This is a genomic window from Mesobacterium pallidum, from assembly GCF_019966535.1.
In the GTDB taxonomy this organism is placed as follows: Bacteria; Pseudomonadota; Alphaproteobacteria; order Rhodobacterales; family Rhodobacteraceae; genus Mesobacterium; species Mesobacterium pallidum.
In genome coordinates, this window is sequence record NZ_JAIMID010000012.1 from 1 (window position 1) to 23,137 (window position 23,137).

Here is a 23,137-nt window from a genome sequence, read left to right on the forward strand (position 1 = left end):
GCGATCGGTGCGATCATCGCTCTACCGCGGCCGAAATGCGGCATCAGAGCCGCAGCTGCGTGATGTTCAGGGGCGACGAAGTAGGCGATGCCGGGCGGCGCAGTCCCGCCCCAGGGCCGGTCATCCCGGAGGTAGGTCCAGATCCGGCCCTCCTTCACGCCCTTGCCCAGGCCTTCGAGCCGCCTGGCCCGATCGAGCACCCGCACGCCCTGGCCGCACCAGTCGACGAGCGTCGAGGCCGGGATCTCCGCCCCCATGCGAGCGAAGATCTCGTTCTGTCGATACAGGGGCAGATGGTCGTCGAACTTGGAGACGAGGATGTGCGCCAGTAGACCGGGTCCCGCCATGCTGCGCGGGATCGGCCGCGAAGGCGCCGGGGTCTGGGTGATCTTCTCGCATCGTCGGCAGGACTTCTTCGGGCGCGCCGTCTCGATCACCTTCAGCCGCGCGCTGATCAGCTCGAGGATCTCGCTCATGTCTTCACCGACGAGCCGCAGTTCGCCCCCGCAGTCGGGGCAGGCATCACCGGGGTCGAGCACGATGCGCTCGCGGGGCGTTGCCTCCGAGACCTTCGGTTTTCGCCGCATGGAAGAAGGTTCCGCGACTGCGGGCTCTGCCTTCGGCTCCTCCTCGGGCTCCCGGGCGGCGGAAGCCGCGACCTCCAGCGCCTCGAGGGCCAGCTCGAGTTGTTCGATCTCGCGTTCGATCTTCTCCGAGCTTGCACCGAACTTCTGGCGCTGGAGCTTGGCGATCCGGATCTGGAGCGCCTGGACGAGGGCTTCGTGCGCCTTCAGGACGGCCGTAAGCCGTGTCGTCTCCGCCCGCATGGCCGCGTTCTCGGCCTCGAGCGCGGCGATCATTGCGCGCAACTTGGCAGGATCGTCAGGCGGAAGGGAGGCGGCTTCGGACATGCGGGACCTTACCATCCCGTGCGGTCCATAACCAGTAAAACAAGGGGGTTGAGAGAAGTATCAGCTCACCCGGGCCGGAGGCGCACCCCAGTCCGGACGGCGCCAGTCGATGCCTTCCCAGAGCATCGCCAGCTGCGCCGAGGTCAGCCTCACGGCGCCGTCTCCGGCGGCGGGCCACGGGAAGCGGCCTCGCTCCAGGACCTTGTAGTAGAGGCAGAACCCCTGACCATCCCAGTAGAGAAGCTTCAGCCGGTCTCCCCGGCGCCCACGGAACGCGAAGACCGCGCCGCTCGCCGGGTTTTGGCGCAGAACGTCCTGGGCGAGCGCGGCCAAACCGGCGATCCCCTTGCGCATGTCGGTGGGCGCGCAGGCCAAGTAGACCCGAACCCCCGTTCCCGGTCCGATCATGCCGCTTCCACCGCCCGGATCAATCGGGTCAGCACCTCTCCATCCATGCCGCTGTCGAACCTCAGGCAGCGGCCGTTGCTCAGCCGCAGTTCGACAGGGCCAGACCGTGACGGCGCGGATGCGCTTCCCGGCGCCTGAGCCCCGCTGAAATCCACCGGCAAGAAAACGGCCCCGCGATCCCGCGACCATAGGCCCTTCTTCTTCATATCGCGCCGCCAGCCGTAGATCTGGGAGCGCGTGATCTCGTGGCGCTGCGCGATCTGCGTCACCGACGCACCGCCGACGCCGACCTCCGACAGGATCTCGAGCTTCTCGTCTTCGCTCCACCGCCGGCGCCGCTCAACGCCCAGAACCTCGCCCAGCATGGCTCCTCCGAATAAGACACGTCGTTAAGGACGTCGTTATGCACGTGTCTTAGCTCAGAACCCCGCCGTCAGGCAGACGGTGTCAATCAGGTGGTTACCTTTGAGCTGTTTGATCACAGCCTTTCGCAGGCCGACAAGGCGCACCAATTTGCGACGGCGCGCACGCCTTTGAACCGCAGCGCGTTGAGCAACAACACCATAGTATCCGTTCAATTCCGGCAGGTCTTCGTCGGCATAGCCGTTGCGCTTGATGTCACGATGAATCGTCGAAACATGCCTGCCGATCTGCGCTGCTATCTCTCGTACAGGTATCTTAGCATTCAACATATCTTCAATCGTGCGCCGTTCACGCAGGTTTAGCTCTGTATGGACCATCTTTCATTCTCCTTGCTTTCCAGCAAGATAGGGGAAATTTCGCAACCCAGTTTAGAATGTGCCCCGCTACACAGAGCTTGTTGCAACCATCCAGAAATGTCACCGGCTGCGCAAAACAGAAACGTCACCAAGAGGCGTGACGTAAGCAAGGCTTAGCAGCCCGTAGACCCCAAATATCGGAGGGCAGAAAAGCCTTGCGGGGCTCAGGTCATAAACCGAGCTTTCGCCGCTCTTTCTTATTGTAGAATGCTTTGATGCCGTCTTCGCGCAGGATCTCTTCAAAGGCGCGCCAGGCGAGGCCATCACCGAAAAAGGGCGGGTTATCGGAAACCGTCAACGTGCCGAACTGGTTCTCCACGGACAGGATCCAGCCGGGATCGATGCTGGTCCGGTAGATCTCAACATCGAAATGATGCCCGTCGATGACGACGGATTGCGTGTAATCGGAGAAGATGATTTCTGGATCGTCGTCGGCAGTCATGCCTGCATTCTTGGGCCTATTCAGCCACGTGCACAATCTTCTTCTTGGCCCGCGACCCTGACGGTCGACCTGGTCTCCGGCCATTCGGTTTATAACCCATCTTCTCTGAATTGGTCCGCACCTTGGGCTTGGGTGGGGCGGCCTCCTGCATCTCTTTGATGTGTTCGAGGACAGCGCTCAGGCGTTTGTTGCTGGTGATAGCCGCATGGGTCACGCGCTGATCCATGTCGAAGATTTTGTAGGGCAGGGAACGGCCTTTCCAGCGCACCTCAAACCGGCCATCCACGAAGGCGTAGGTGTCTACATACTTGCCGACCAGGCCGCGTGTGATCTCGCTTTCCTCGAGCATGATCCGCTTGCGGTCATAGGAAAATGTAAGCTGCTTTCCGACGTATCGGTTCTCACGCCAGCACAGCACTTCCGCCAAACGATCCGGTTCCACATTCAGCGCCCGGTGCAGGTTGTCCGGTTTGGCCGGGGCCTTGGCAAACTTGGCGTTGAAGCGGGCCTTGAAGCCTTCCCGAAAGGCGTTTCCGGCCTCCATATTCGAAACACCTGCCAGTCTCAGCTCTTTGACAAGCCGGTCCTGAAGCGTGCGGTTGGCGCGTTCCACGCGGCCCTTCGCCTGGCTTGAGTTGGCGCACAAAATCTCAATGTTCAGCTCACTCAAAGCGCGCCCGAACTGGGTGATCCGCGCGCCGCCCTTGGCGTCTTCCTTGGCCACGCGAAACACCGTGTGCTTGCCACTGTAAAATGCAACCGGCCTCCCATGGGTATGCAGGTAGCTCTCAAGCGCTTCGAAGTAACTGAAGGTGCTCTCGGATTTGACAAACCGCAGGTCCATCAACGTGCTGGTGGCATCGTCGATGAACACGAGCAGGGTGCAGGGACCGCCCCGATCCTCGAACCAGCGGTGATCGGAGCCGTCAATTTGTATGAGCTCGCCAAAGCATTCTCTGCGCAATCTCGGCTGATGAAATGTACGACGCTGTTTGCGCGAAAGCCAAAGACCGTCTTCCTGCATCCACTTGCGAACCGTCTCGCGCGACACCTTGAACCCATGATGCTCGGCCAGCATCTCCGCTGCCAGGGTCGGCCCAAAGTCGGGATAGTTCTCTTTGATCAGCGACAGCGCGTAATCCCGTTTGGCTTTGTGGATGCGATTGTTCGGGGGTTTGCCACGTGCCTTGTGACGGATCGCCGCCGCGCCATCCTGACGATACAGCTTCAACAGCCGGAAGATCTGCCGACGCGTCAGTGCCAGCATGTTCGCCGCATTGTCGACGCTCAACCGACAGTCATCGACCTGTGCCAAAACCTCAACGCGGTTCAACTCGCGCTCGCTCATCATCACCCATCCCATGCCCATTCTCCCTCAGTATATGAACGGAGAGTGACATTCCTGAATTGCTCATGGGTTACATTTTAGCTTTGCGGCTAAACACATTCATCCGGTAATAGTAGTTATGTTAAGTAACTTTCAAGATATTTCCATCCTGTGCCACTCGCGATTCTGAGAGAAGCTTTTCAAGATGTGCCGCAACATTTCGTTCGGCGGCCATCGCAATATGCGGATCGGATTTCTTGTAAACAAAGCGGCAGTGTTTTTGACTGTATCAGGGGTGTCCGCCAGGTGTTCAAGGATCTCCGCTTCCCGACGCATCCGGTTGGCGAGCAGCTTTTTTGCATAGGGTTGCGGATGCGGGAGAACCGGACCGTGTCCCGGCAGGCAAATCTTGTCATCACGTTCTATCAGACGCTTAAGGTGAGCACAGTAATCATGCATGTTGCCGTCGGGCGGGCTCACGATTGAGCTGTTCCAACTCATGATATGATCGCCTGTAAACAAAACCCTGTCCGGTCGCGCAAAGCAAAGGTGATCGCTGACATGGCCCGGTGTGTGCAGGACGGTAAGACCAGCGATTACCTCGCCGTCCTCTAGGAACGCGTCAGGTTGAAAGGCGTCGTCCGGAAATGCCTGCGACACATAAACGGGCAGACCGGTTCGCTCGCGCAATATCGGGGCTGCGCCGAAGTGATCAGAATGGTGATGAGTGACGAGAATACCGGCTGGATTGGGTCCCAAACTGTCGATAATCGCGTCGAGATGAAGGCTGTCTTCCACCCGACCGGAGTCGATAATGAACCGGCCCTCGGATGTATCGACGATATAGGTATTCGTACCATGATAGGTCATCTCTCCGGGATTGTTGGTCACGTCCGTCAAGTTTCTCTAATCGCCTTGGTCAAGTGCTGATCGGTCTGCGTTTAGTCCTGCGCGCCGGGCTCTGAGATTCTCTCCGCGGTCACCGCGTGGGGCCGCATATTTGCGTTCAGGGTTGGAAGGATCGAAATGGTGTGCGCGGTCGGCACCGCAGTTGATGGAGCGATCTCTTCCTCGCCGCGCGTCCCGGCTGGACGCATGTCTACACGCGATGGAACAGCGCCGGTTTCAGCGGCTCTGTCACGAGGGTATTGCCTCCTGGTAGGGCGTGTTGGTGGTCCACATGACATGCAGGATGACTGCGAGCTTCCTCGCGAGCGCCACCTTGGCTTTCCGCGGGCCAGTTCTCCCGGCAATCGCCTTGGCCCAGTCACGGAGACGGTGGCCTCCTATGGCACGGCAGAAGATCGCGTTTGCTGCCTCGTACAGGCATTTTCGCGTAAATGTGTCTCCCCACTTCGAAACGCAGCCGTTCCGGCTGATTTCACCGGATTCGTATCGCCTCGGTGTCAGTCCCAGATAGGCCCCTACGCTAGAGGATTTTCGGAAGCGTGAGGCATCATCGAAGGCCGCGACCACCGCCATTGCCGTGATGGCCCCGACACCCGGAGCCGTCATCAAGAGACGAACGGTCTCGTGGGTCTTGGCAACGGCCCGGATGCGGCTGTCCAAAGCCGCGATCTGGGCAATGATGTCTCGCCTTGCCTGCATGAGGGCCGCGAAGACAGGAACGAGTTCGGGCGCGACCGACAATTCCTTGTCGAGAATTTCCTCGGCGCGACGCTTGAACCCGCCCACCCGTTTGCCGAACATCACGCCGAACGTCCTCAGGAGCCCGCGAATCTCGTTCTCCAGCCGAACGCGCATGCCGACGAGCGCTTCGCGCGCCGTTAACATGGCCCGGTTGACATAGGCATCGTGGCTCTTGATCTGCACGGCCTTGAACCAGCCCGTTCGTACAATCTGGGCAAGCCCTCGGGCATCATGCCGGTCCGTCTTGTTCGGCATCATCTTCAGCACGCCGTGCATCCAGGCAAACGATCGGGAGGTCCCGTTCAGTCAAGGCGTTCCAGAGCCAGACAGCAAGCGGACCGGTTTCCATCCCGATCCGTTCAAGGTTGTCGAACCGGTCACGCAGCCAACGGACGATGGCGTCGGGGCACGTCGGCACCTTCGCTTCGCCCAGGATCATGCCGTCCCCGTCAACCACGCAAATCGCTGTCTCGTCCTGCGACACATCCAACGCTGCAAATACACCCATTCCAAATCCTCCGTTTCCTGGCTTCAGCAGCTGCCAAAGCGTCCGGTGTTTCTCTCGATACGATATGAGGTAGACCGGTCTGGCGATTACGCTAAATGGTGTAATTTCCCGGATGGCCTGAGGGCATGATCAGGCGGCTTTCGTGGTTATGCTGAGAATGGGGTCCATCTCCTCCTTGTCGATTTGGGCGAAAGCCTCGACCATCATGTAGCGGCTCGAGGTCTGCCAGTCGTCGTTGGCTTCGAACAGGACGGCTCCGATCAGGCGCATGATGGAGGCCTCGTTCGGAAAGATCCCGACGACATCGGCACGGCGCTTCACTTCCTTGTTCAGGCGCTCGATCGGGTTCGTGCTGTGAAGCTTCGTCCGATGCTGCCGGGGGAAGGACATGTAGGCGAGCACGTCATGCTCGCTGGCGTCCATGAGGTCGGCGAGCTTGGGCCAGCGGGTGCGCAGCTGTTCCGCGACCTTGTGCCAGATCTCGCCAGCATGGGTGCGGTCGGGTTGATCGAATGCCTGGCGGATCACGGCGGCGACGACGGTATGCTGACCCTTCGACACATGGGCGAGAGCATTGCGCATCCAGTGAACGCGGTACCTCTGCCAGGTGGCTTCGAACACCCGCGAGATCGCAGTCCTCAAGCCAGTGTGCGCATCGCTGATCACCAGCCTGACTCCGCCGAGGCCCCGGGCCTTCAGGGACCTCAGGAACTCGGTCCAGAAGGTCTCGGCCTCAGAGGGACCGATACCCAGGCCGATGATCTCGCGGCGGCCTTCAGTGTTCGCGGCGACGGAGATTATGGCCGCGACCGGCACGATGCGCCCGCCTTGGCGGACCTTCAGGTAAGTCGCGTCGAGCCAGACGTAGGGCCAGTCGCCGGCGAGCGGCCGGTTCAGTAACTCGCCAACGCGCTCGTCGATGTCCTTGCAGAGCTTCGACACCGTGCTCTTCGAGATGCCGGAGAGGCCCATGGCCTGCACCAGCTCGTCCACGCGGCGGGTCGAGACGCCCCCGATCCACGCCTCTTGGATGACGGCCACCAGCGCTTGCTCCGAGGTCTTGCGGGCCTCGAGGAAGCCCGGGAAATAGCTGCCCTGCCGCAGCTTCGGCACCCGCAAGTTCAGTGTGCCCAAACGGGTATCGAGCGCGCGCTCTCGATACCCGTTTCTCCATGTCGTGCGTTCACCGCTGCGTTCGTGTCGCCCTGCGCCGATCGGGCCGTCAACATCGGCCTCCATGATCAGTTGCAGCACCGCCTCGGCGATGGTGCGAAGGAAATCGCCCTGGTCATGCTTGGCCAGAAGCTCGGACATGTCCATGTTGGTCTTGGTCATCGGGGTCTCCGTGTGAACCGTGGTTGAAGTCGCCAAACTCCACCTCGATCATACACCTCGGTGACCACCCGGGATTACACCGTCGACGGCGCTGAAATTACACCACGTGCGCGGACACTACCGGATTGTTCGCGACAATCCTCTGGATGCCCTCTGCCACCTGTATACATTGCGCGCGAGGCGGTTCCGGCTCTGTGAAAAACATGCTTTTGTGTCATTGAATTCAAAAACCTTTTGACAGTGCAAAACCCGGAAGACGCGACGCCGTCTTTTGCTTTTGTATAGCGATAAAAGGCTGGGTCTGGCGTCCAGCGCCGTGTTTCACCGGCGCTGGAACAATGCAGAGAAGCCCGGCAGTCAATCACGGCCCCAATTTTGGAAGCCTGTATACAGAGCCACAGCGATCGCCGCTTTTGTCAGATCCCCAAGAAGGAACGGGTAAAGTCCTGCGCTCAGCAAATTTTCGCCATAGCCGATAAAGCTACCCAACCAGACTAGCCCGGCGCAATACATCAGTATCGACCCAAAAAGGACCGCGACAGATGCCCTGAAGGCAGGCCGAAGTCCTTCCAGTGCTTGAACAATCCATCCAGCAGCCGCCGCTGCAAGTGCGAAGCCTACCAGGTATCCGCCTGTGGGACCCGCAATATACGCCAGTCCGGCCGGCGCCGGAGGCGTGCCTGCGAAGACCGGCAGGCCAAGCAGACCTTCGAAAAGGTATGTCACAACAACAAGACTACTACGCACCGGCCCCAGGAAAAGACCCAGACCCAAGACAACCAGGGTCTGTGTAGACATAGGTACGGGGTAGAACGGCACCACGATTTTGGCGGATAGTGTCAGAAGAATTGTGCCGACGAGTATTATCGAGATCTCTTGGATAAGTTTTGCGAGTGTTTGGCTTTGACTGGTTTCCAGATTCATCTTTTTCGTCCTTGTTTCTGTAGATTGTTACTTTTTGGGATAGTAAGCTCACATGCGCTTGGCGACTTCTTCCAACATGACTTCGCTCGCCCCGCCGCCGATGGCCTGCACACGGGCATCGCGTGACATGCGTTCCACCGGTGTTTCGCGCATATAACCCATGCCGCCGTGAAACTGGACGCAGTCATAAAGCACGCTGTTCACCAGTTCGCCGCAATAGGCTTTGACCATCGAGACCTCTTTAACGCAGTCACCGCCCGCGGCATCCAGACCGGCGGCGTGATAGACCAGCTGACGTCCTGCAGCGATCCGCGTCTGACAGTCGGCCAGCCGTTGGCGCACGGCCTGCTTGTCCCACAGAACGCCGCCAAAGGCCCTGCGCTGCTTGACATAATCCACGGTCATGTCCAGCGCGGTTTGCGCTTCGGCACAGGCCATCGCACCCAGCACAATGCGTTCGTTCTGGAAGTTCTTCATTACCGAATAGAAACCGCGGTTGACCTCGCCCAAGACGTTTTCGGCCGGGATGCGGACATCTTCGAAGATCAGTTCGGCAGTGTCCGAGCACAGCCAGCCGGTCTTGTTCAACGCCCGTCCGACCGAAAAGCCCGGCGTGCCTTTTTCGACCGCAAATATGGTGATCCCGCGCGACCCCTTGGCATCGGGATCGGTCTTGGCACCGACAATGTAGAGATCGCCATGCACGCCGTTGGTGATGAACATCTTGGTGCCGTTCAGCACCCAATCCGACCCGTCCCGCACCGCGCGGGAGCGCATGCCCGCCACGTCCGAGCCCGCGCCCGGTTCGGTCACAGCAACGGCGGTGATCATTTCGCCCGAGACGATCGACGGCATCCAGCGCGCCTTCTGTTCGGGCGTGCCGGCGTTTTCCAGATGCGGCGAGGCCATGTCGGTGTGGACCAGAACCGTGGCCGAGAACCCGCCGAAAGTGGATCGCCCGACCTCTTCGGCCAAAACCACGCTGGACATCACGTCCAGCCCCGCGCCGCCATACTGTTCGTCATAGCGCATCCCCAGCACGCCGAGATCACCCATCCGGCGCAGCACGTCGCGGGGTACCTTGCCCTCCTCTTCCCAGGGCTCGGCCTTGGCGGTCACCTCGGTTTCGATGAACCGGCGCAGCTGGTTGCGGATCATCTGGAGGTCTTCGTTGAACAGGCCGGAGGCCGCGGTGATGTTGTCTTGTTTGGTCATGTGTTTTCCTCTGGATCGAGTTTGATAAGTGGGGCGTGCCCGGCAACCGTGTCGGCCGGTGCACAATAGATTTCCGTCACCACGCCCGCGACCGGCGCGGGCAGGCTTTGCAACAGCTTCATGGCCTCAAGCACCACCAGCGTGTCACCGGCTTTGACGCGGTCGCCGAGTGCGACGCGCACCTCGGCAACGGCGCCGGGCATGGGTGCGGACAACAGGTCAGCGCCGCCAGATCCACCGGTGGCACGTTGCAGATGCTGGTCTTCCAGCGTGCGCAGGTCTGTCGCGGTCATTCCGGCAGGGGTTTGCAGGTGCACTCGCCAGTGACCCGGCGCGCGCACGACGTAAGTGATGCGCGAAAACGGAACCCCGTCGATGCGTCCGCTCAGACGGCATTCGGTTAAAGCGGCACTCTCGACCGTGATGGTCTGGCCGTCCGGCTGTACGGCTGTCAACACAGACCCGGAGCCGTTTACGCGGATCGGGTCGTCTTTGGTCGTCTCCCAATAGGATGCTGCACCGGGCCACCCCGCAGGTGCCGTGAGCCGCCATGACCCCAGGCTTTCCCAGGGCGACGCGCCCGCCGGGGCGAGATGCAGATACAGCGCCATCGCGGCAAGGGCCATGTCCCGGGGATCAGCGGACGGTTCACTCCAGCCGCCTGGGAACATCTCGGGCAGGCCCGAGGTATGGTGCCGGAACGCCGCAAAATCCGGGTGTGTCAGCAACGCGCGCTGATAGGCCAGGTTCAGACCGACGCCACCGACTGCAAAGGCATCCATTGCGACAACCGCCTGACGGATCGCACCGGCCCGGTCCGGCGCGTGGACGATCAGCTTGGCAATCATCGAATCGTAATGGTGGCTGACGACCGAGCCTGCCTCGACCCCGGTATCGAGCCGCACGCCGGCGGGCGGAGCCCAAAGGCTGATCTCGCCCGTTTCGGGGCGGAAATTCTCGGCCGGGTTTTCGGCGGCGATGCGGATTTCAATGGCGTGCCCGTCAAACTGCACATCGCCTTGCGTCAGCGCCAGCGGCTCGCCCCGCGCGATGCGCAACTGCCATTCGACCAGATCGATGCCGGTGATCGCCTCGGTCACGGGGTGTTCCACCTGCAACCGGGTATTCATTTCCAGAAAGTAGTATTCACCGCGCCCGGGGTCATAGAGGTATTCCACCGTCCCGGCGGAGCGATAGCCGATCGCCTGCGCCAACCGCACCGCTGCCGCACGCATGCGGTCGCGCACAGCCTCGGGAAGATCGGCGGCGGGGGCTTCTTCGATCAGCTTTTGGTGGTTGCGTTGCAGCGAACAATCGCGGTCGCCCAGATGCAGCACGGTGCCGTGAGTGTCGCCCAGAACCTGCACTTCGACGTGGCGGGCACGGGGTGCATAGCGTTCGAGGAACACCGCCGGATCGTCGAAGGCGCTCTGCGCTTCGGCCCGGGCAGATGCAATCGCGTCGGGTGCGTCGCCCAGATCGGAGACCAGCCGCATCCCGCGTCCGCCGCCGCCGGCGCTGGCCTTGACCAGAAAGGGGGTGCCAAGCGCCTCGGCCTCTTGCAGCAGGCGCGCGTCGGACTGATCCTCGCCGCGATAGCCGGGCAGGACGGGCACGCCTGCGGCTTCGGCGGCAGCCTTGGCCTCGATCTTGGAGCCCATCCGCGCGATAGCGTCGGGTTCCGGCCCGATGAACACAAGGCCCGCCGCCTCGACCGCCGCCGCGAAACCGGCATTCTCAGACAGAAAACCATAGCCCGGGTGTACCGCATCCGCGCCCGTCGCCCGCGCGGCCTCAAGGATGGCCGCGACGTTCAAATAGCTGTCCGACGGGGCGGCCCCGCCGATGCAGACGGCATGATCGGCCTCGGCCACGAAGGGCGCGTCGCGGTCCGCGTCCGAAAACACCGCTACGCTTTCCAGCCCCAGTTTGCGGCACCCGCGCTGGATGCGCCGGGCAATCTCGCCCCGGTTGGCGATCAGAACGCGGGTGAAGCTCATTTCACCCGCCATGACGGAACGCCCTTGTTGATGAAACTGTTGATGCCTTCGATACCTTCCTCCGTCTCCCACGCATCGGCCAGCCGGTCGGCGGTGTAGATCATGTTGGTCTCCAGATCGTGGGACGCGACATAGGCGATCAGCGCCTTGGTATCGGCCACCGCACCCGGCGCGGCCTGAAGGTGATCATGCACCACCCGGTTCACCGTGGCGTCCAGGTCGCCCGGCGCGACAACCTCGGTCAACAGACCGATCCGCTCGGCGCGGGCGGTGTCGAACAACGCCCCCGACAGCATGGTCTCACGCGAATGCACCTTGCCGATGCGGGCCACCACGTAAGGCGATATATTCGCGGGCAGAAGGCCCAGTTTGACCTCGGTCAGACCGAAGCGCGCGCCTTCGGCGCCGATGGTGTAGTCGCAGACGGAGATCATGCCGACACCGCCACCGTAAGCCGGGCCGTTGATCCTCCCGATCAAGGGTTTGGGCAGCGTGTCAAGACGGCGCAACAGCCGCGCCAGCGTGGCGCTTTGTGCGACCCTTTCACTACGGGTTTTCTCGACATTAGAGGCGAACCAGTTGAAATCGCCGCCCGCGCAGAAGCTCTTGCCCGCGCCGGTCAGGACCACAATACGCACATCGTCATCTGCAGCCAGCTTTTCGGCGGCATCGTATAGCTCTGCGATCAATTCGCCATTCAGCGCATTGTGTTTGTCGGGGCGGTTGAGCGTCAGCGTGGCGACGCCGCGCGCATCGGTTTCGACAAGGATCGTGTTGTAGGTATTGGTCAACTTGAAGCCTCACATTCTGAATACAGGCGTATGGCGACCGGCTTCGGGCACCGATGTCACGATGGCCAGGCACAGGCCAAGGATATCGCGGGTTTGCGCGGGTTCGATCAGCCCGTCATCCCAAAGCCGCGAGGTGGCATAATAGGGATCGGACTGTTCACCGTACTGGGCCCGAACCTGCTCCTCGATCAGCTTCATGTCGGCCTCCATCTTGCCCGGGTCGCCCCCTTTCTGGCGGCGCAGTTCCAGCATCACATTTGTGGCGATGTCGGCAGACATGGTGGCCAGTTCCGCAGTGGGCCAGGCAAAGAGAAAATTCGGGGCGAAGCCACGTCCGCACATGCCGTAGTTGCCCGCCCCGTAAGAGCCACCCAGCAGCACCGACAGGCGCGGCACCTTGGCCACCGACATGGCATAGACCAGCTTGGCGCTGTCCTTGGCTATGCCGCCGCGTTCAGCGTCGGTGCCAACCATGAAGCCCGAGATGTTGTGCAGGAACAAAAGCGGGATGTTGCGTTGATCGCACATCGACACGAATTGCGCGCCCTTCAGCGAACTTGCGGACAAAAGCGCACCGTTGTTGGCCAGAATGCCAACCCGGTATCCATGGATGCACGCTGTGCCACAGACCAGCGTCTCACCCCATCCGGGCTTGAATTCGCGGAATTCGCCGGCGTCGATCATGCGCAGCAGAACCTCGCGCATGTCATAGGGCTGTTTGCGATCGGCGCTGATGACGCCAAGCAGTTCCTGGGGATCATGCGCGGGCGGCTGTGGTACCTTGTCGGGCTGCATCGCGCGCGACTGGCCCAGCTCGGCCACGATGTCGCGCATGAGTGCCAATGCGTGGTACTCGTCCTCGGCCAGATGGTCGGACACCCCCGAAACACGCGAATGCATCTCGGCCCCGCCCAGCGTTTCGCCATCGACCTCTTCGTTGATCGCCACCTTGACGATCGACGGCCCGCCCAGATGGATGCGCGCGTTGCCGCGCACCATGATGACCTCGTCCGACAGGGCCGGGATATAGGCCCCACCGGCCGTGCAGCCTCCAAAGACCGCCGAGATCTGCGGCAGACCGCTCGCCGACATGTTGGTCTGGCGATAAAAGGAATTGCCGAAATGCCGGGCATCGGGGAAGACCCTGTCCTGCTCTGGCAGATAGGCACCGCCGCAATCCACCAGATAGAGGCAGGGCAGCCGGTTCTCGGCTGCGATTTCCTGGGCGCGGATGTGTTTCTGCACGGTTTCGTGATAGAAGGAACCACCCTTCACTGTCGCATCGTTGGCGATCACAACGCAGGGCAGCCCGTGGACGATCCCGATACCGGTCACGATCCCCGCACCGGGCACCTCGCCTCCATATTGACCGTAGGCGGCAAGCGACGACAACTCAAGAAATGCAGTGCCCGGATCCACCAGCAGGTCGATCCGTTCGCGGACCAGCAGCTTGCCGCGCTTGCGATGCCGCGCGACCATGTCGGGGCGGCCGCCAGCCGTTGCTTCGGCGATCCGCGCACGCAGCGTTTCGACGCGCTCGCTTTGTGCGGCGTGGTTGCGGGTGTAGGTCTCTGATGCGGTCAGCACCGCTGTTTCAAGACGTGCCATGTAGTCAGGTATCCTGTCTTTGGAGTATCCCGTTGAGGAACACATCGGCATAGGTGCGTGACAACGCATCGGCGCTACCGCGGTCCGGGTCGAACCAATCGAGCGTGGCGTTCAATGTACCGATCAGCATCAGGCGCAGGCGACGGATATCGACGTCTTGCTTCAGCGTGCCATCTTTCTTAAGCTGGGACAGAAGACTGTCCCACTCTGCCTCATAGGCCCTTCGCGTGGGCAAGTTGGCATCCCGGACGGATTGCGGCACCTGCCCGAAAATACGCACATTCGCCGATGTATAATCGCTCACATCAAGAAGCGCGCGCAGATGCGCCCGGATCGCGGCGCGCAGTACCGTTTCGCCGTCGGTATCGGCCCGCAGGTCGGTGATGGCGTCTCTCATGCTCGCGTGAACGACTCGAATCCCTGCATCAAGAACGGCCGCGACGATCTCGTCCTTGGAACCGAAATGATAGTATATGCTACCCGCCTTGATCCCGGCGGCCTCGGCAATTTTTCGGAGCGAAACGGACCCGTAGCCTTGTTCGCGGAAAAGCCGCGCGGCAATGTCCAGCACCCCGTCCCGTCCAACCGCGCTGCGCGATGTCTCGTTGGCTTTGATTGCCGTGTTCTGTGCCATAGACCTTCGTATCGCTCCAACGCCTAACTAACGCCTGTTAGGTTAACAACGCAAGTGAGTCAATCGTCGTGATCGTGCCAGACTAGAGTTTGCGGAAAATTCCGCATTGGCGACCGCCAAGAGGCCGTCCAGACATTAATGTGCTTGCCCGGACCCCGTCATCGGGTCCGGGCAAATGCCTTAGATCACGAAACCGCCACCGCAGATGACGTGCTGGCCTGAAATGAAGTTCGATTCCGGCGCACAGAACAGATAGACGGCACCGGCAGCTTCTTCCGGAGTGCCGACCCGGCCCAGCGGGATCATGCGCTCCATCTGGGACAGGAGATCGGGGTTCACGCCGACCTTGATCTCTTTTTCTTCGACCTTGATCGTGCTGTCGCCATCCGCGCTGCCTTCGGTCAGGCGGGTGCGGATCGGGCCGAAGGCGACGGCGTTGACGTTGACCTTGTAGCGGCCCCATTCCTTGGCCATCGTCCGGGTGACCCCTAGGATACCGGCCTTGGCGGCGGAATAGTTGATCTGGCCAGCATTGCCGCCGGTCCCTGCGATGGACGAGATGTTGACTACCTTGCGGAACACCTCTTGCCCGGCGGCGGCCTCTTCCTTGGCCTTGGCGCTGATCACCGGCTGGGCAGCGCGCAGGATCTTGAAAGGTGCCGTCAGGTGGACGTCGATGATCGCCTGCCACTGTTCGTCGGACATCTTCTGAACGACGCTATCCCAAGTGTAGCCTGCGTTGTTCACGATGATGTCTAACCCGCCAAAGCTGTCCACGCCGGTCTTGATGAACCGTTCGGCAAAACCGTCTTCGGTAACGCTGCCGGCACAGACCACGGCCTCAGCACCCATTGCGCGCACCGCCTCGGCGGTTTCATTGGCCGGATCGGCGTCCAGATCGTTGATCACCAGCCGGGCCCCTTCCGAGGCCAGTTTGAGAGCGATTTCGCGGCCAATGCCCCGGCCCGAGCCCGAGACCAGCGCCACGCGCCCGTCGAGTTTTCCAGTCATATTGATTCCTCCCGAAAGGCGCTATCAGGCTTTTTCATAAAGCGTGGTGACGCAGGCCCCGCCGAGGCCCAGATTGTGCTGAAGCGCCAGACGTGCGCCATCAACCTGGCGCGCATCTGCCTGGCCGCGAAGCTGCTGAACGAGCTCGGTACATTGCGCTAGGCCGGTCGCCCCAAGCGGATGGCCTTTGGACAAAAGACCGCCCGACGGGTTGGTCACGTATTTTCCGCCGTAGGTGTTGTCGCCATCATCAACGAATTTCGCCGCTTCGCCGCGACTGCAAAGGCCAAGCGCCTCATAGGTGATAAGCTCGTTGTGGGCGAAACAGTCGTGCAGTTCGACCACATCCACGTCCTCGGGCCCGATGCCCGCGTCCTCGTAAACCTGATCGGCGGCGCGCTTGGCCATCGAAAAGCCGACCACTTCGCGCATGTCATGGGCTTCGAAAGTTTCCGGGCCGTCCGTCGTCATGGCCTGCGCCGCGATCCGAACCGAACTGTCCAGTCCGTGCTTGTCGGCGAATTCCTTGGAACAAATGATCGCGGCGGCCGCGCCACAGGTTGGCGGACAGGCCATGAGCTTGGTCATGACGCCGGGCCAGACGACCTGGGCGGCCATGACGTCTTCCGCCGTCACCTCCTGCCGGAACAGGGCAACCGGATTCTTCGCAGCATGTCGGCTGGCCTTGGCGCGGATTTTTGCGAAGGTTTCCAGGGGGGTGCCGAACTCGTCCATATGCGCCTTGCCCGCACCGCCGAAGTACCGCAGCGCCAGCGGGATCTCGGCACTGCCAACCAGTTCGTCGGTTTCTCTGTCGAATGCCGCAAACGGGCTGACCCGGTCATGGAACATCGCACCGATTGCGCCGGGCTGCATCTGTTCGAACCCAAGTGCCAGAGCACATTCGACCGCGCCGCTTTCAACTGCCTGCCTGGCCAGGAACAGGGCGGACGATCCGGTCGAGCAGTTGTTGTTCACATTCAGAACCGGGATGCCTGTCATTCCGACATGGTACAGGGCGCGCTGACCGCAGGTGCTGTCGCCATAGACATAGCCAACATAGGCCTGTTGGACTTTATCATAATCCAACCCTGCGTCTGCCAGAGCGGACCGGGTCGCAGCGGTCGCCATCACATCGTAGCTTTCGGATTTTCCCGGCTTCTGGAACGGGACCATCCCAACGCCTGCAACATAGGCTTTGTCTGTCATTTCTCTCTCTCCCAAGTTCGGTCAGGCCACCCTAATCGGTCCGCCAGCCTATTTTCTACCATTTGTTAGATTTTAAATCCCAACCTTGGGAAGTGTCAATATTGCCAAGCTGTGACGTAGGGAGCTTGCGCTATTTTCTAACTTGTGTTTGTTTTCGGGCCACACGCCCTGATCGGCGGCACAATTGAGGGATTCTGGTCCCGGCGCAACCGCTGACAAGCGTTTAGCACTCAGCTTACGAAAGGTGGTCGGAATGGCATACTGTTATGAGTTCAAGGGTTTTATACCCGTCGTGCCCGAGGATACATATGTCCACCCCCAGGCCGTTCTGATCGGAAATGTCATCTTGGGTCATGGATGCTACATCGGCCCCGGAGCAAGCTTGCGGGGCGATTTCGGCAGGATCGTGATCGGGGATGGAGCCAATGTTCAGGACAATTGCATCATCCATTCCTTTCCCGGCCGCGACGCCGTGGTGGAAAGCGACGGCCACATCGGCCATGGCGCGATCCTGCACGGTTGCACAGTGGGCCGGAACGCTCTGGTCGGAATGAATTCCGTCATTATGGATGGTGTAGAGCTTGGGGCGGAATCGATTGTCGGCGCGCAGGCGTTTGTGCGTGGCGAAACCGTGATTCCGCCGCGTTCGATGGTGGTGGGATCGCCGGCAAAGGTGATCCGCGAGGTCAGCGAGAAAGAAGTCGCGTGGAAAACGCGCGGCACCGCGGAATACCAGCAACTTGCGCGCGACTGTCTGGCCGGATTGACGCCGGTCGAACCGCTGAAGGCGGTCGAGGCAGACCGGCCCGGCATGGCGGCCTCTGACGTCGTCTCCATTCAGGAGGCGCGGCGGACATCGTCCTGACCTGTCCGGGAACCGGACCGGTCAGGACTACTTCAGATTCCGAAAGCGCCAGATGGAAGCGCCTTGACGCGGAACGGCACTCCCCGACCCGGTGTGCCGTCCCTCAAGCCTTTACAGACGGAAGATCCCGTAGTGCGGATCGTCGATCGGTGCATTGAGCGAGGCAGAAATCGACATGCCAAGCGCGTTGCGTGTGTCCGCCGGATCGAGGATGCCGTCATCCCACAGTTCCGAGGTGGAGGTATAGGCTTCGACATCGCGCTTGTATTTTTCCAGCACCGGTTCGCGGATCGCGGCGATTTCTTCTTCGGTCAGCTCTTTGCCTTCGCGCTGAAGCTGCCGAATCTTGACGTCCGCCATGGTATTAGCGGCCTGATCCGCCCCCATCACGCCGATCTCGGCTTGCGGCCACATAAACAGCGTGCGCGCATCCCAGGCCCGCCCGCACATGCCGTAATTGCCTGCCCCGTACGAGGCATTGGCGATCACTGTGAACTTCGGCACGACCGAACCGCCCTGCGCCATCAGCATCTTGGCACCGTCCTTGGCGATGCCGCGTTCTTCGTATTCGCGGCCCACCATATAGCCAGTGATGTTCTGAAAGAAGACCAGAGGTGTGCGGTTCTGATTGCAAAGCTGCATGAAATGCGCCGCCTTCAGCGAGCTGTCGTTGAACAACACCCCGTTGTTGGCAAGGATGCCAACCTTGTAACCCCAGATATGGGCAAAGCCGCAAACCATCGTGGTGCCATAGTCGGGCTGGTATTCGTGAAAGCGCGAGCCATCGACGATCCGCGCCAGAACCTCGCGCATATCAAACTGGGTTTTCCGGTCCTTGGGGATGATCCCATAAAGCTCCTTGGGGTCGTAGTATGGCTCTTCAAAAGCGGCGGTTTCGATGATCGTTTTCGGGGTGCGCTTCCATTGGCTGACAATCTCGCGCGCCAGTGAAAAGGCGTGCTGTTCAGTGGCGGCTCGGTAGTCGCCGGTTCCCGAAACCGAGGTATGCATAACCGCCCCACCAAGTTCCTGAACACCGACCTCTTCGCCGGTGGCCGCCTTGACCAGCGGGGGACCGCCAAGGAAAATCGCGCCTGTGCCTTCGATGATGATGTTGTAGTCGCTCAGCGTCGGCACATAGGCACCGCCAGCCGTGCAGTGTCCGCCGACCACGGCAATCTGCGGGATATTGGCCTGGCTCAGCTTGACCTGGTTGCGGAACACCCGCCCGCCCAGATACCGGTCGGGAAACACCCCGTGCTGCAGCGGCAGGAAACCGCCCGCGCTGTCGCAGATATGGATGACCGGCAGGCGGTTTTCCAGCGCGACATCCAGAAGACGCACGACCTTTTTGACCGTATGTGGATACCAAGCCCCGCCCTTGACGCTAGCGTCGTTGGCGTGGATGGCGACCTCGCGACCCTGCACAATACCGATGCCCGTCACCACAGCGGCGCCAGGCACGGTGCCATCGTATTCGCGACAGGCGGCAAGTGTGGAAAACTCCAAAAACGGAGTGCCGGGGTCCAGCAGCAGTTTCAACCGCTCGCGCACGCCCAGTTTGTTCTGGCGGGCAAGGCGGTCGATATCGCGTTGCGGACGTTCGAAACGCGCCGCGTGCTGGCGGGCGTGGAATTCCTTCAGCCGTTCAGACATGGCGGCGAAATTTGCCTTGTAGTCGGCGGCATTGGTGTCGATCTGACTTTCAATCCTGCGCATTGTCACTCCTCCTCCGGGGCCAATTGGGCCAGGATGTCTTTCAGACCAAAACTGTCGCCTTCGGCGAATGGCATTTCGGCAACGACCCCGCCGCGCGGCGCCGTCAGTGTGGTTTCCAACTTCATGCTTTCGATCACCAGAAGCGGCTGGCCTTCTTCAACCGCATCGCCGGGTTTAACCGCAACCGACACCACGACACCCGGCATGGGCGCCACCAATCGGTCGTCGCTCGCGCCACCGTCGCTTCCGGCCAGGCGTTCGGCGGGATCAACCCGCCCGACTTCGTAGGTTCGCCCGTCCATGTGCACAAAAGTTGCTTCCGGCCCCACGGCCAGTCGCAATTCGCGCACAACACCCTTGGCCCGCAGCTTGTAACCGCCCGGCAGACCCGTCGGGTCCAATTGGCAGGTAACAGCGCCAGTGGGGGTATTGAGCACGAACCGGCTGCCATCATGACCCAACCAGCAATCAGTCTCTTCTCCGTCGATCTGAAAAATCCGTTGCATCAGTTTCTCCACCCGCCCATCTTGCGGTACATTTCCGGTATCTGCATTACGTCACTCACCAGGCGCTCGTCCGATAGGGCCGCCGCCGCTATCAGCAAGTCAGAGACATCTTCGCCCGGCGCGGTCAGCGTTTCGGATTGTTCAGCCAGGAAGCCAGTTGAAACGTCACCAGAGGCGAAATCCGGATGTGCAAGGATTGCATCCAGGTAACCAGTGTTGGTCGTTACCCCGAGAATCACATAGCTTTGCACCGCGCTCCGGGCACGGGCGATGGCCTGCGCGCGATCCGGGCCATGTACGATCAGCTTGGACAACATCGGGTCGAAGTCGGTTGTCACCTTGCCGCCATCCAGAATGCCGCTGTCCACGCGGATCCCCTCGCCCTGGGGTTCGTCCAGCAGCAGGATATCGCCGATCGCGGGCCGGAAATCGGCCGTCGCGTCCTCGGCGCAGATGCGCAGTTCGATCGAGTGTCCGGTTTGGGGAATATCCGCCTGCACGGCGCTCAGCCCGTCGCCCGCCGCGACACGCAGCTGCTCGGCAACCAGATCGAAGCCGGTCACCAGTTCGGTCACCGGATGTTCGACCTGAAGGCGGGTGTTCATTTCCAGGAAATAAAAGGCCCCGTCCTGCGCATAGATGAATTCAACGGTCCCTGCCCCGCGGTATTTGACGGCACGGGCAATTCCGGCAGCGGTCTCGCAGATCTCATCCCGTTGCTCGGGGGTCAGCGCCGGTGACGGCGTTTCCTCGATAATCTTCTGGAACCGGCGCTGGATCGAACATTCACGTTCCCAGAAATGGACCACGTTGCCCTGTCCGTCGCCCATCACCTGCACCTCGATATGGCGCGGGCGTTCGATATAGCGTTCGACGAAAAGCCGCCCGTCGCCGAAATATCGTTCGCCTTCGCGGCGCGCGGTTTCGATTTCGGTTTCCAGCGTGCTGTCCTCGCGCACAACGCGCATGCCCTTGCCGCCACCGCCGGCCGAGGGTTTGATCAGCAGCGGATAGCCCACGGCGCGGGCGCGTTCGACAAAGCTCGCCGGATCATCATCCTCGATCGCCGAGGGGGCGACGGGAAACCCGTGTTCCTCGACAAAGGCGCGGGCGCGGACCTTGTCCCCCATCAGGTCGATGACCTCGGACGTCGGGCCGACAAAGGTCACTCCGGCTTTTTCCAGCGCCGCGACAAAACCGGCATTCTCTGACAGAAAGCCATAGCCGGGATGCACCGCATCCGCGCCGATCTTTGTTGCCGCCGCGACGATCTGCGGAATATCGAGATAGGCGGCCACGGGCGTCGGGCCGTCGATCATCACGACCTCATCTGCGATCAGATGCGCCGGCCCCTCTTGCTCGGCGACATGACGCAACACGGCCGTCGCAAGCCCGCGGGCCTTGGCGGTGCGCAACACGCGCGCCGCGATCTCGCCCCGATTGGCGACCAGGAGTTTCGAAATGGTCATGGTGTCGTCCTCTTAGTTCCGGGCCGCGGCATTCAGTCCGTCACGTGCAGCCAGATCGGCTGGCACGGGAATTTCGATATCAAGCAGCATCTGCGCGAACCCTTTGCCCTGCGGGTCTATGCGAACCGAGGCGATGCCGCCACCGCCAAGCGATTCATGCAACAGGAAATTCAGCGAATGGCTTCCAGGCAAGTCGAACCGTTCTACCCTGCCGTCGCAGACATGGGCGAAATAGTCCTTCACCACCTCTTCGCTGAGAGCCGAGCGGATATATGGCAGGTAGTCCGGCTTGCGCGCGAGGATGCCGATATTGGCGATGTCCCCCTTGTCGCCCGAGCGGCCCCAGGCCAGATCGACGAGGCGGACCTTGACAGCGTCCGGGCCGGGCTCGCGGCTATCTGCGGGCGGTGCGGCAGGTGGATCAAGGTGGACTGGCGTAGTGGCCACGCTCACGGGCACATCCTTGCCGTCGACCTCGACCGCGACGGGGGTCTCGGCCTTGCTCTGAAGGAAGGAGAACAGGCGGACCACCGGTTGCACCTTGGGCCGTCCGGCGAAGAACCCGGTCAGACCCTGCGCGGTCGAAATCGCCATCGGTGCTATTTCGCCGGCAAAGATGTTCAGCGCGGCGCGATCGTCATGGACCGCGCCGATCTTGAGCACCACCTCGCGGGTTCGGGCGCGCGCATTTGCGCCATAGGCCGCCTCGGCCCCCAGCACCTCGACGCTGACCTGCCGAAAATCGCCCATGTTGCGGTCGCGGAAAATCCGGCGACAGCGGGTCAGGATCGCCTCGGCCACACGTTCGGCCTTGGCGGGTGCATCAATCGCGGCCAGTGTCAGGGTAGAGACCGCGCGCCAGCCATCGGCATGGGTCGCCGACACCTTGTAGCTGTCGGTGCGCCCAAGCCCCCTGCCGCCCTTGACCAGCACCTGATCGGGTCCGACCTGCTCCAGGGTGACCCCGGACCAGTCGCAGATCACGTCGGGCAACAGGTAGGCGCGCGGATCCCCGATTTCATAGAGCATCTGCTCTCCGACTGACCCGGGCACGACCAGCCCGCCGGTGTCAGGCGTCTTGGTCATGATGAAACTGCCGTCTTCGGACGCCTCGACGATGGGCATGCCCATATTGTCCCAACCCGGCACGTCCTGCCAGTCGGTGAAGTTGCCGCCGGTTCCCTGGGGGCCGCATTCGATCAGGTGGCCGGCCAGCGATCCCTGGCTGAGCTTGTCCCAGTCATCGTCGCCCCAGCCGTATTCATGCATCAGGGGACCAAGCGCGACCGCGCTGTCGGCGCAGCGTCCGGTGATCACGATGTCGGCCCCGGCATCCAGCGCGGCAGCGATGGGGCGGGCACCCAGATAGGCATTCATGCTCCAGATATCATCTGGAAATGCGACACCCGAGAACATTTCCGTCTGACCGTTTTTGCGAATTTCATCGGCCCTGGGCAACAGGTCATCGCCTAGCACGACTCCGATGGACAGATCGATCCCGGCCTGGGCGGCGGCTTTGGCAAGCGCATCGCTGCAGCCACGCGGGTTCACGCCCCCTGCATTGGCAACGACCTTGATCCCTTTTGCCTTGATATCCGGCAACCAGGGTGCCAGCGCCTTGACGAAGTCCGGCGCATAGCCCGTCTCGGGCGCTTTGGCGCGGGCCCGCGCCATCAGCGACATTGTCACCTCTGCCAGATAGTCAAACACCAGATAGTCGATCTCGCCCTTTGAGACCAGTTGACCGATCGCTTCCGGCGTATCGCCCCAGAAGCCCGACGCGCATCCGATGCGCAGCTTGCGTTCCGACATATTCCTCTCCTCCC

The 23,137-nt window shown here is 61.5% G+C and carries 22 protein-coding genes and 2 pseudogenes; 1 reads left to right on the forward strand and 23 read right to left on the reverse strand.

What is annotated here, in order from left to right:
* The 19 genes and pseudogenes from MF270_RS16995 to MF270_RS17080 form a co-directional block, all read right to left on the reverse strand.
* The coding region (locus MF270_RS16995) for an IS66 family transposase (RefSeq protein ID WP_238367114.1) at positions 1-911 on the reverse strand (911 nt) is incomplete at its 3' end.
* Positions 912-971: 60 nt separating this feature from the next.
* The gene (gene tnpB / locus MF270_RS17000; protein ID WP_027238792.1) at positions 972-1,319 is read right to left on the reverse strand and encodes an IS66 family insertion sequence element accessory protein TnpB; all 348 of its coding nucleotides are present in this window, start codon (positions 1,317-1,319) and stop codon (positions 972-974) included.
* Positions 1,316-1,684, reverse strand: a complete 369-nt coding sequence (gene tnpA / locus MF270_RS17005; RefSeq protein ID WP_027238791.1) for an IS66-like element accessory protein TnpA — start codon at positions 1,682-1,684, stop codon at positions 1,316-1,318. Before tnpA ends, tnpB begins: the two co-directional genes overlap by 4 nt.
* A 99-nt stretch (positions 1,685-1,783) precedes the next feature.
* A pseudogene (locus MF270_RS17010) lies at positions 1,784-2,059 on the reverse strand (helix-turn-helix domain-containing protein); the annotation flags it as partial.
* 208 nt (positions 2,060-2,267) lie between these two features.
* Positions 2,268-2,540 carry a hypothetical protein gene (locus tag MF270_RS17015; RefSeq protein ID WP_027238790.1) on the reverse strand — a complete coding sequence of 91 codons (273 nt, stop codon included), beginning with the start codon at positions 2,538-2,540 and terminating at the stop codon, positions 2,268-2,270.
* A gap of 16 nt (positions 2,541-2,556) precedes the next feature.
* Positions 2,557-3,903: an ISNCY family transposase gene (locus MF270_RS17020; protein WP_027238789.1), complete on the reverse strand. Its 1,347-nt coding sequence runs from the start codon at positions 3,901-3,903 to the stop codon at positions 2,557-2,559.
* A gap of 106 nt (positions 3,904-4,009) precedes the next feature.
* The gene (locus MF270_RS28430; protein ID WP_240476214.1) at positions 4,010-4,102 is read right to left on the reverse strand and encodes a hypothetical protein; all 93 of its coding nucleotides are present in this window, start codon (positions 4,100-4,102) and stop codon (positions 4,010-4,012) included.
* A gap of 215 nt (positions 4,103-4,317) precedes the next feature.
* A pseudogene (locus MF270_RS28435) lies at positions 4,318-4,737 on the reverse strand (MBL fold metallo-hydrolase); the annotation flags it as partial.
* A gap of 267 nt (positions 4,738-5,004) precedes the next feature.
* Positions 5,005-5,775 carry an IS110 family RNA-guided transposase gene (locus MF270_RS17030; RefSeq protein ID WP_238367131.1) on the reverse strand — a complete coding sequence of 257 codons (771 nt, stop codon included), beginning with the start codon at positions 5,773-5,775 and terminating at the stop codon, positions 5,005-5,007.
* A complete protein-coding gene (locus MF270_RS17035) occupies positions 5,747-6,025 on the reverse strand; it encodes a hypothetical protein (RefSeq protein ID WP_238367117.1) in 279 nt (92 codons plus the stop codon). Before MF270_RS17035 ends, MF270_RS17030 begins: the two co-directional genes overlap by 29 nt.
* Before the next feature lie 129 nt (positions 6,026-6,154).
* Positions 6,155-7,360 carry an IS256 family transposase gene (locus tag MF270_RS17040; protein WP_027238788.1) on the reverse strand — a complete coding sequence of 402 codons (1,206 nt, stop codon included), beginning with the start codon at positions 7,358-7,360 and terminating at the stop codon, positions 6,155-6,157.
* A gap of 357 nt (positions 7,361-7,717) precedes the next feature.
* Positions 7,718-8,284 (reverse strand): biotin transporter BioY, encoded by a 567-nt coding sequence (locus MF270_RS17045; protein ID WP_027238787.1) that lies wholly within the window; start codon positions 8,282-8,284, stop codon positions 7,718-7,720.
* Positions 8,285-8,332: 48 nt separating this feature from the next.
* Positions 8,333-9,499: an acyl-CoA dehydrogenase family protein gene (locus tag MF270_RS17050; protein ID WP_027238786.1), complete on the reverse strand. Its 1,167-nt coding sequence runs from the start codon at positions 9,497-9,499 to the stop codon at positions 8,333-8,335.
* The gene (locus MF270_RS17055; RefSeq protein WP_223228096.1) at positions 9,496-11,499 is read right to left on the reverse strand and encodes an acetyl/propionyl/methylcrotonyl-CoA carboxylase subunit alpha; all 2,004 of its coding nucleotides are present in this window, start codon (positions 11,497-11,499) and stop codon (positions 9,496-9,498) included. Before MF270_RS17055 ends, MF270_RS17050 begins: the two co-directional genes overlap by 4 nt.
* Complete coding sequence (locus tag MF270_RS17060) at positions 11,496-12,290, reverse strand: crotonase/enoyl-CoA hydratase family protein (protein ID WP_009803479.1); 795 nt, start codon at positions 12,288-12,290, stop codon at positions 11,496-11,498. Before MF270_RS17060 ends, MF270_RS17055 begins: the two co-directional genes overlap by 4 nt.
* Positions 12,291-12,299: 9 nt before the next feature.
* Positions 12,300-13,898: an acyl-CoA carboxylase subunit beta gene (locus MF270_RS17065; RefSeq protein ID WP_027264431.1), complete on the reverse strand. Its 1,599-nt coding sequence runs from the start codon at positions 13,896-13,898 to the stop codon at positions 12,300-12,302.
* A 4-nt stretch (positions 13,899-13,902) separates the two neighbouring features.
* Positions 13,903-14,532 carry a TetR/AcrR family transcriptional regulator gene (locus MF270_RS17070; RefSeq protein ID WP_036051609.1) on the reverse strand — a complete coding sequence of 210 codons (630 nt, stop codon included), beginning with the start codon at positions 14,530-14,532 and terminating at the stop codon, positions 13,903-13,905.
* 180 nt (positions 14,533-14,712) lie between these two features.
* Positions 14,713-15,543: an SDR family NAD(P)-dependent oxidoreductase gene (locus MF270_RS17075; protein ID WP_027264429.1), complete on the reverse strand. Its 831-nt coding sequence runs from the start codon at positions 15,541-15,543 to the stop codon at positions 14,713-14,715.
* 24 nt (positions 15,544-15,567) lie between these two features.
* On the reverse strand, positions 15,568-16,752 hold the full coding sequence (locus MF270_RS17080) for a lipid-transfer protein (protein WP_027264428.1): 1,185 nt from the start codon (positions 16,750-16,752) through the stop codon (positions 15,568-15,570).
* Positions 16,753-17,005: 253 nt separating this feature from the next.
* Here MF270_RS17080 and MF270_RS17085 point away from each other — a divergent pair, with 253 nt between their 5' ends.
* On the forward strand, positions 17,006-17,617 hold the full coding sequence (locus tag MF270_RS17085; protein ID WP_027264427.1) for an acyltransferase: 612 nt from the start codon (positions 17,006-17,008) through the stop codon (positions 17,615-17,617).
* 111 nt (positions 17,618-17,728) lie between these two features.
* Here the strand turns inward: MF270_RS17085 and MF270_RS17090 are convergent, their stop codons facing one another.
* Genes MF270_RS17090 through MF270_RS17105 form a run of 4 tightly spaced genes read right to left on the reverse strand, consistent with a single transcriptional unit; the run spans position 17,729 to position 23,123 of the window.
* Positions 17,729-19,336 (reverse strand): acyl-CoA carboxylase subunit beta, encoded by a 1,608-nt coding sequence (locus MF270_RS17090; RefSeq protein WP_027264426.1) that lies wholly within the window; start codon positions 19,334-19,336, stop codon positions 17,729-17,731.
* A gap of 2 nt (positions 19,337-19,338) precedes the next feature.
* Complete coding sequence (locus MF270_RS17095; RefSeq protein ID WP_027264425.1) at positions 19,339-19,854, reverse strand: acyl-CoA carboxylase biotin carboxyl carrier protein subunit; 516 nt, start codon at positions 19,852-19,854, stop codon at positions 19,339-19,341.
* Positions 19,842-21,311 carry an acetyl-CoA carboxylase biotin carboxylase subunit gene (locus MF270_RS17100; protein ID WP_027264424.1) on the reverse strand — a complete coding sequence of 490 codons (1,470 nt, stop codon included), beginning with the start codon at positions 21,309-21,311 and terminating at the stop codon, positions 19,842-19,844. The genes MF270_RS17095 and MF270_RS17100 overlap by 13 nt, the downstream gene beginning before the upstream one ends.
* Before the next feature lie 12 nt (positions 21,312-21,323).
* Positions 21,324-23,123, reverse strand: a complete 1,800-nt coding sequence (locus MF270_RS17105) for an acyclic terpene utilization AtuA family protein (protein WP_027264423.1) — start codon at positions 23,121-23,123, stop codon at positions 21,324-21,326.
* Positions 23,124-23,137: the final 14 nt, after the last annotated feature.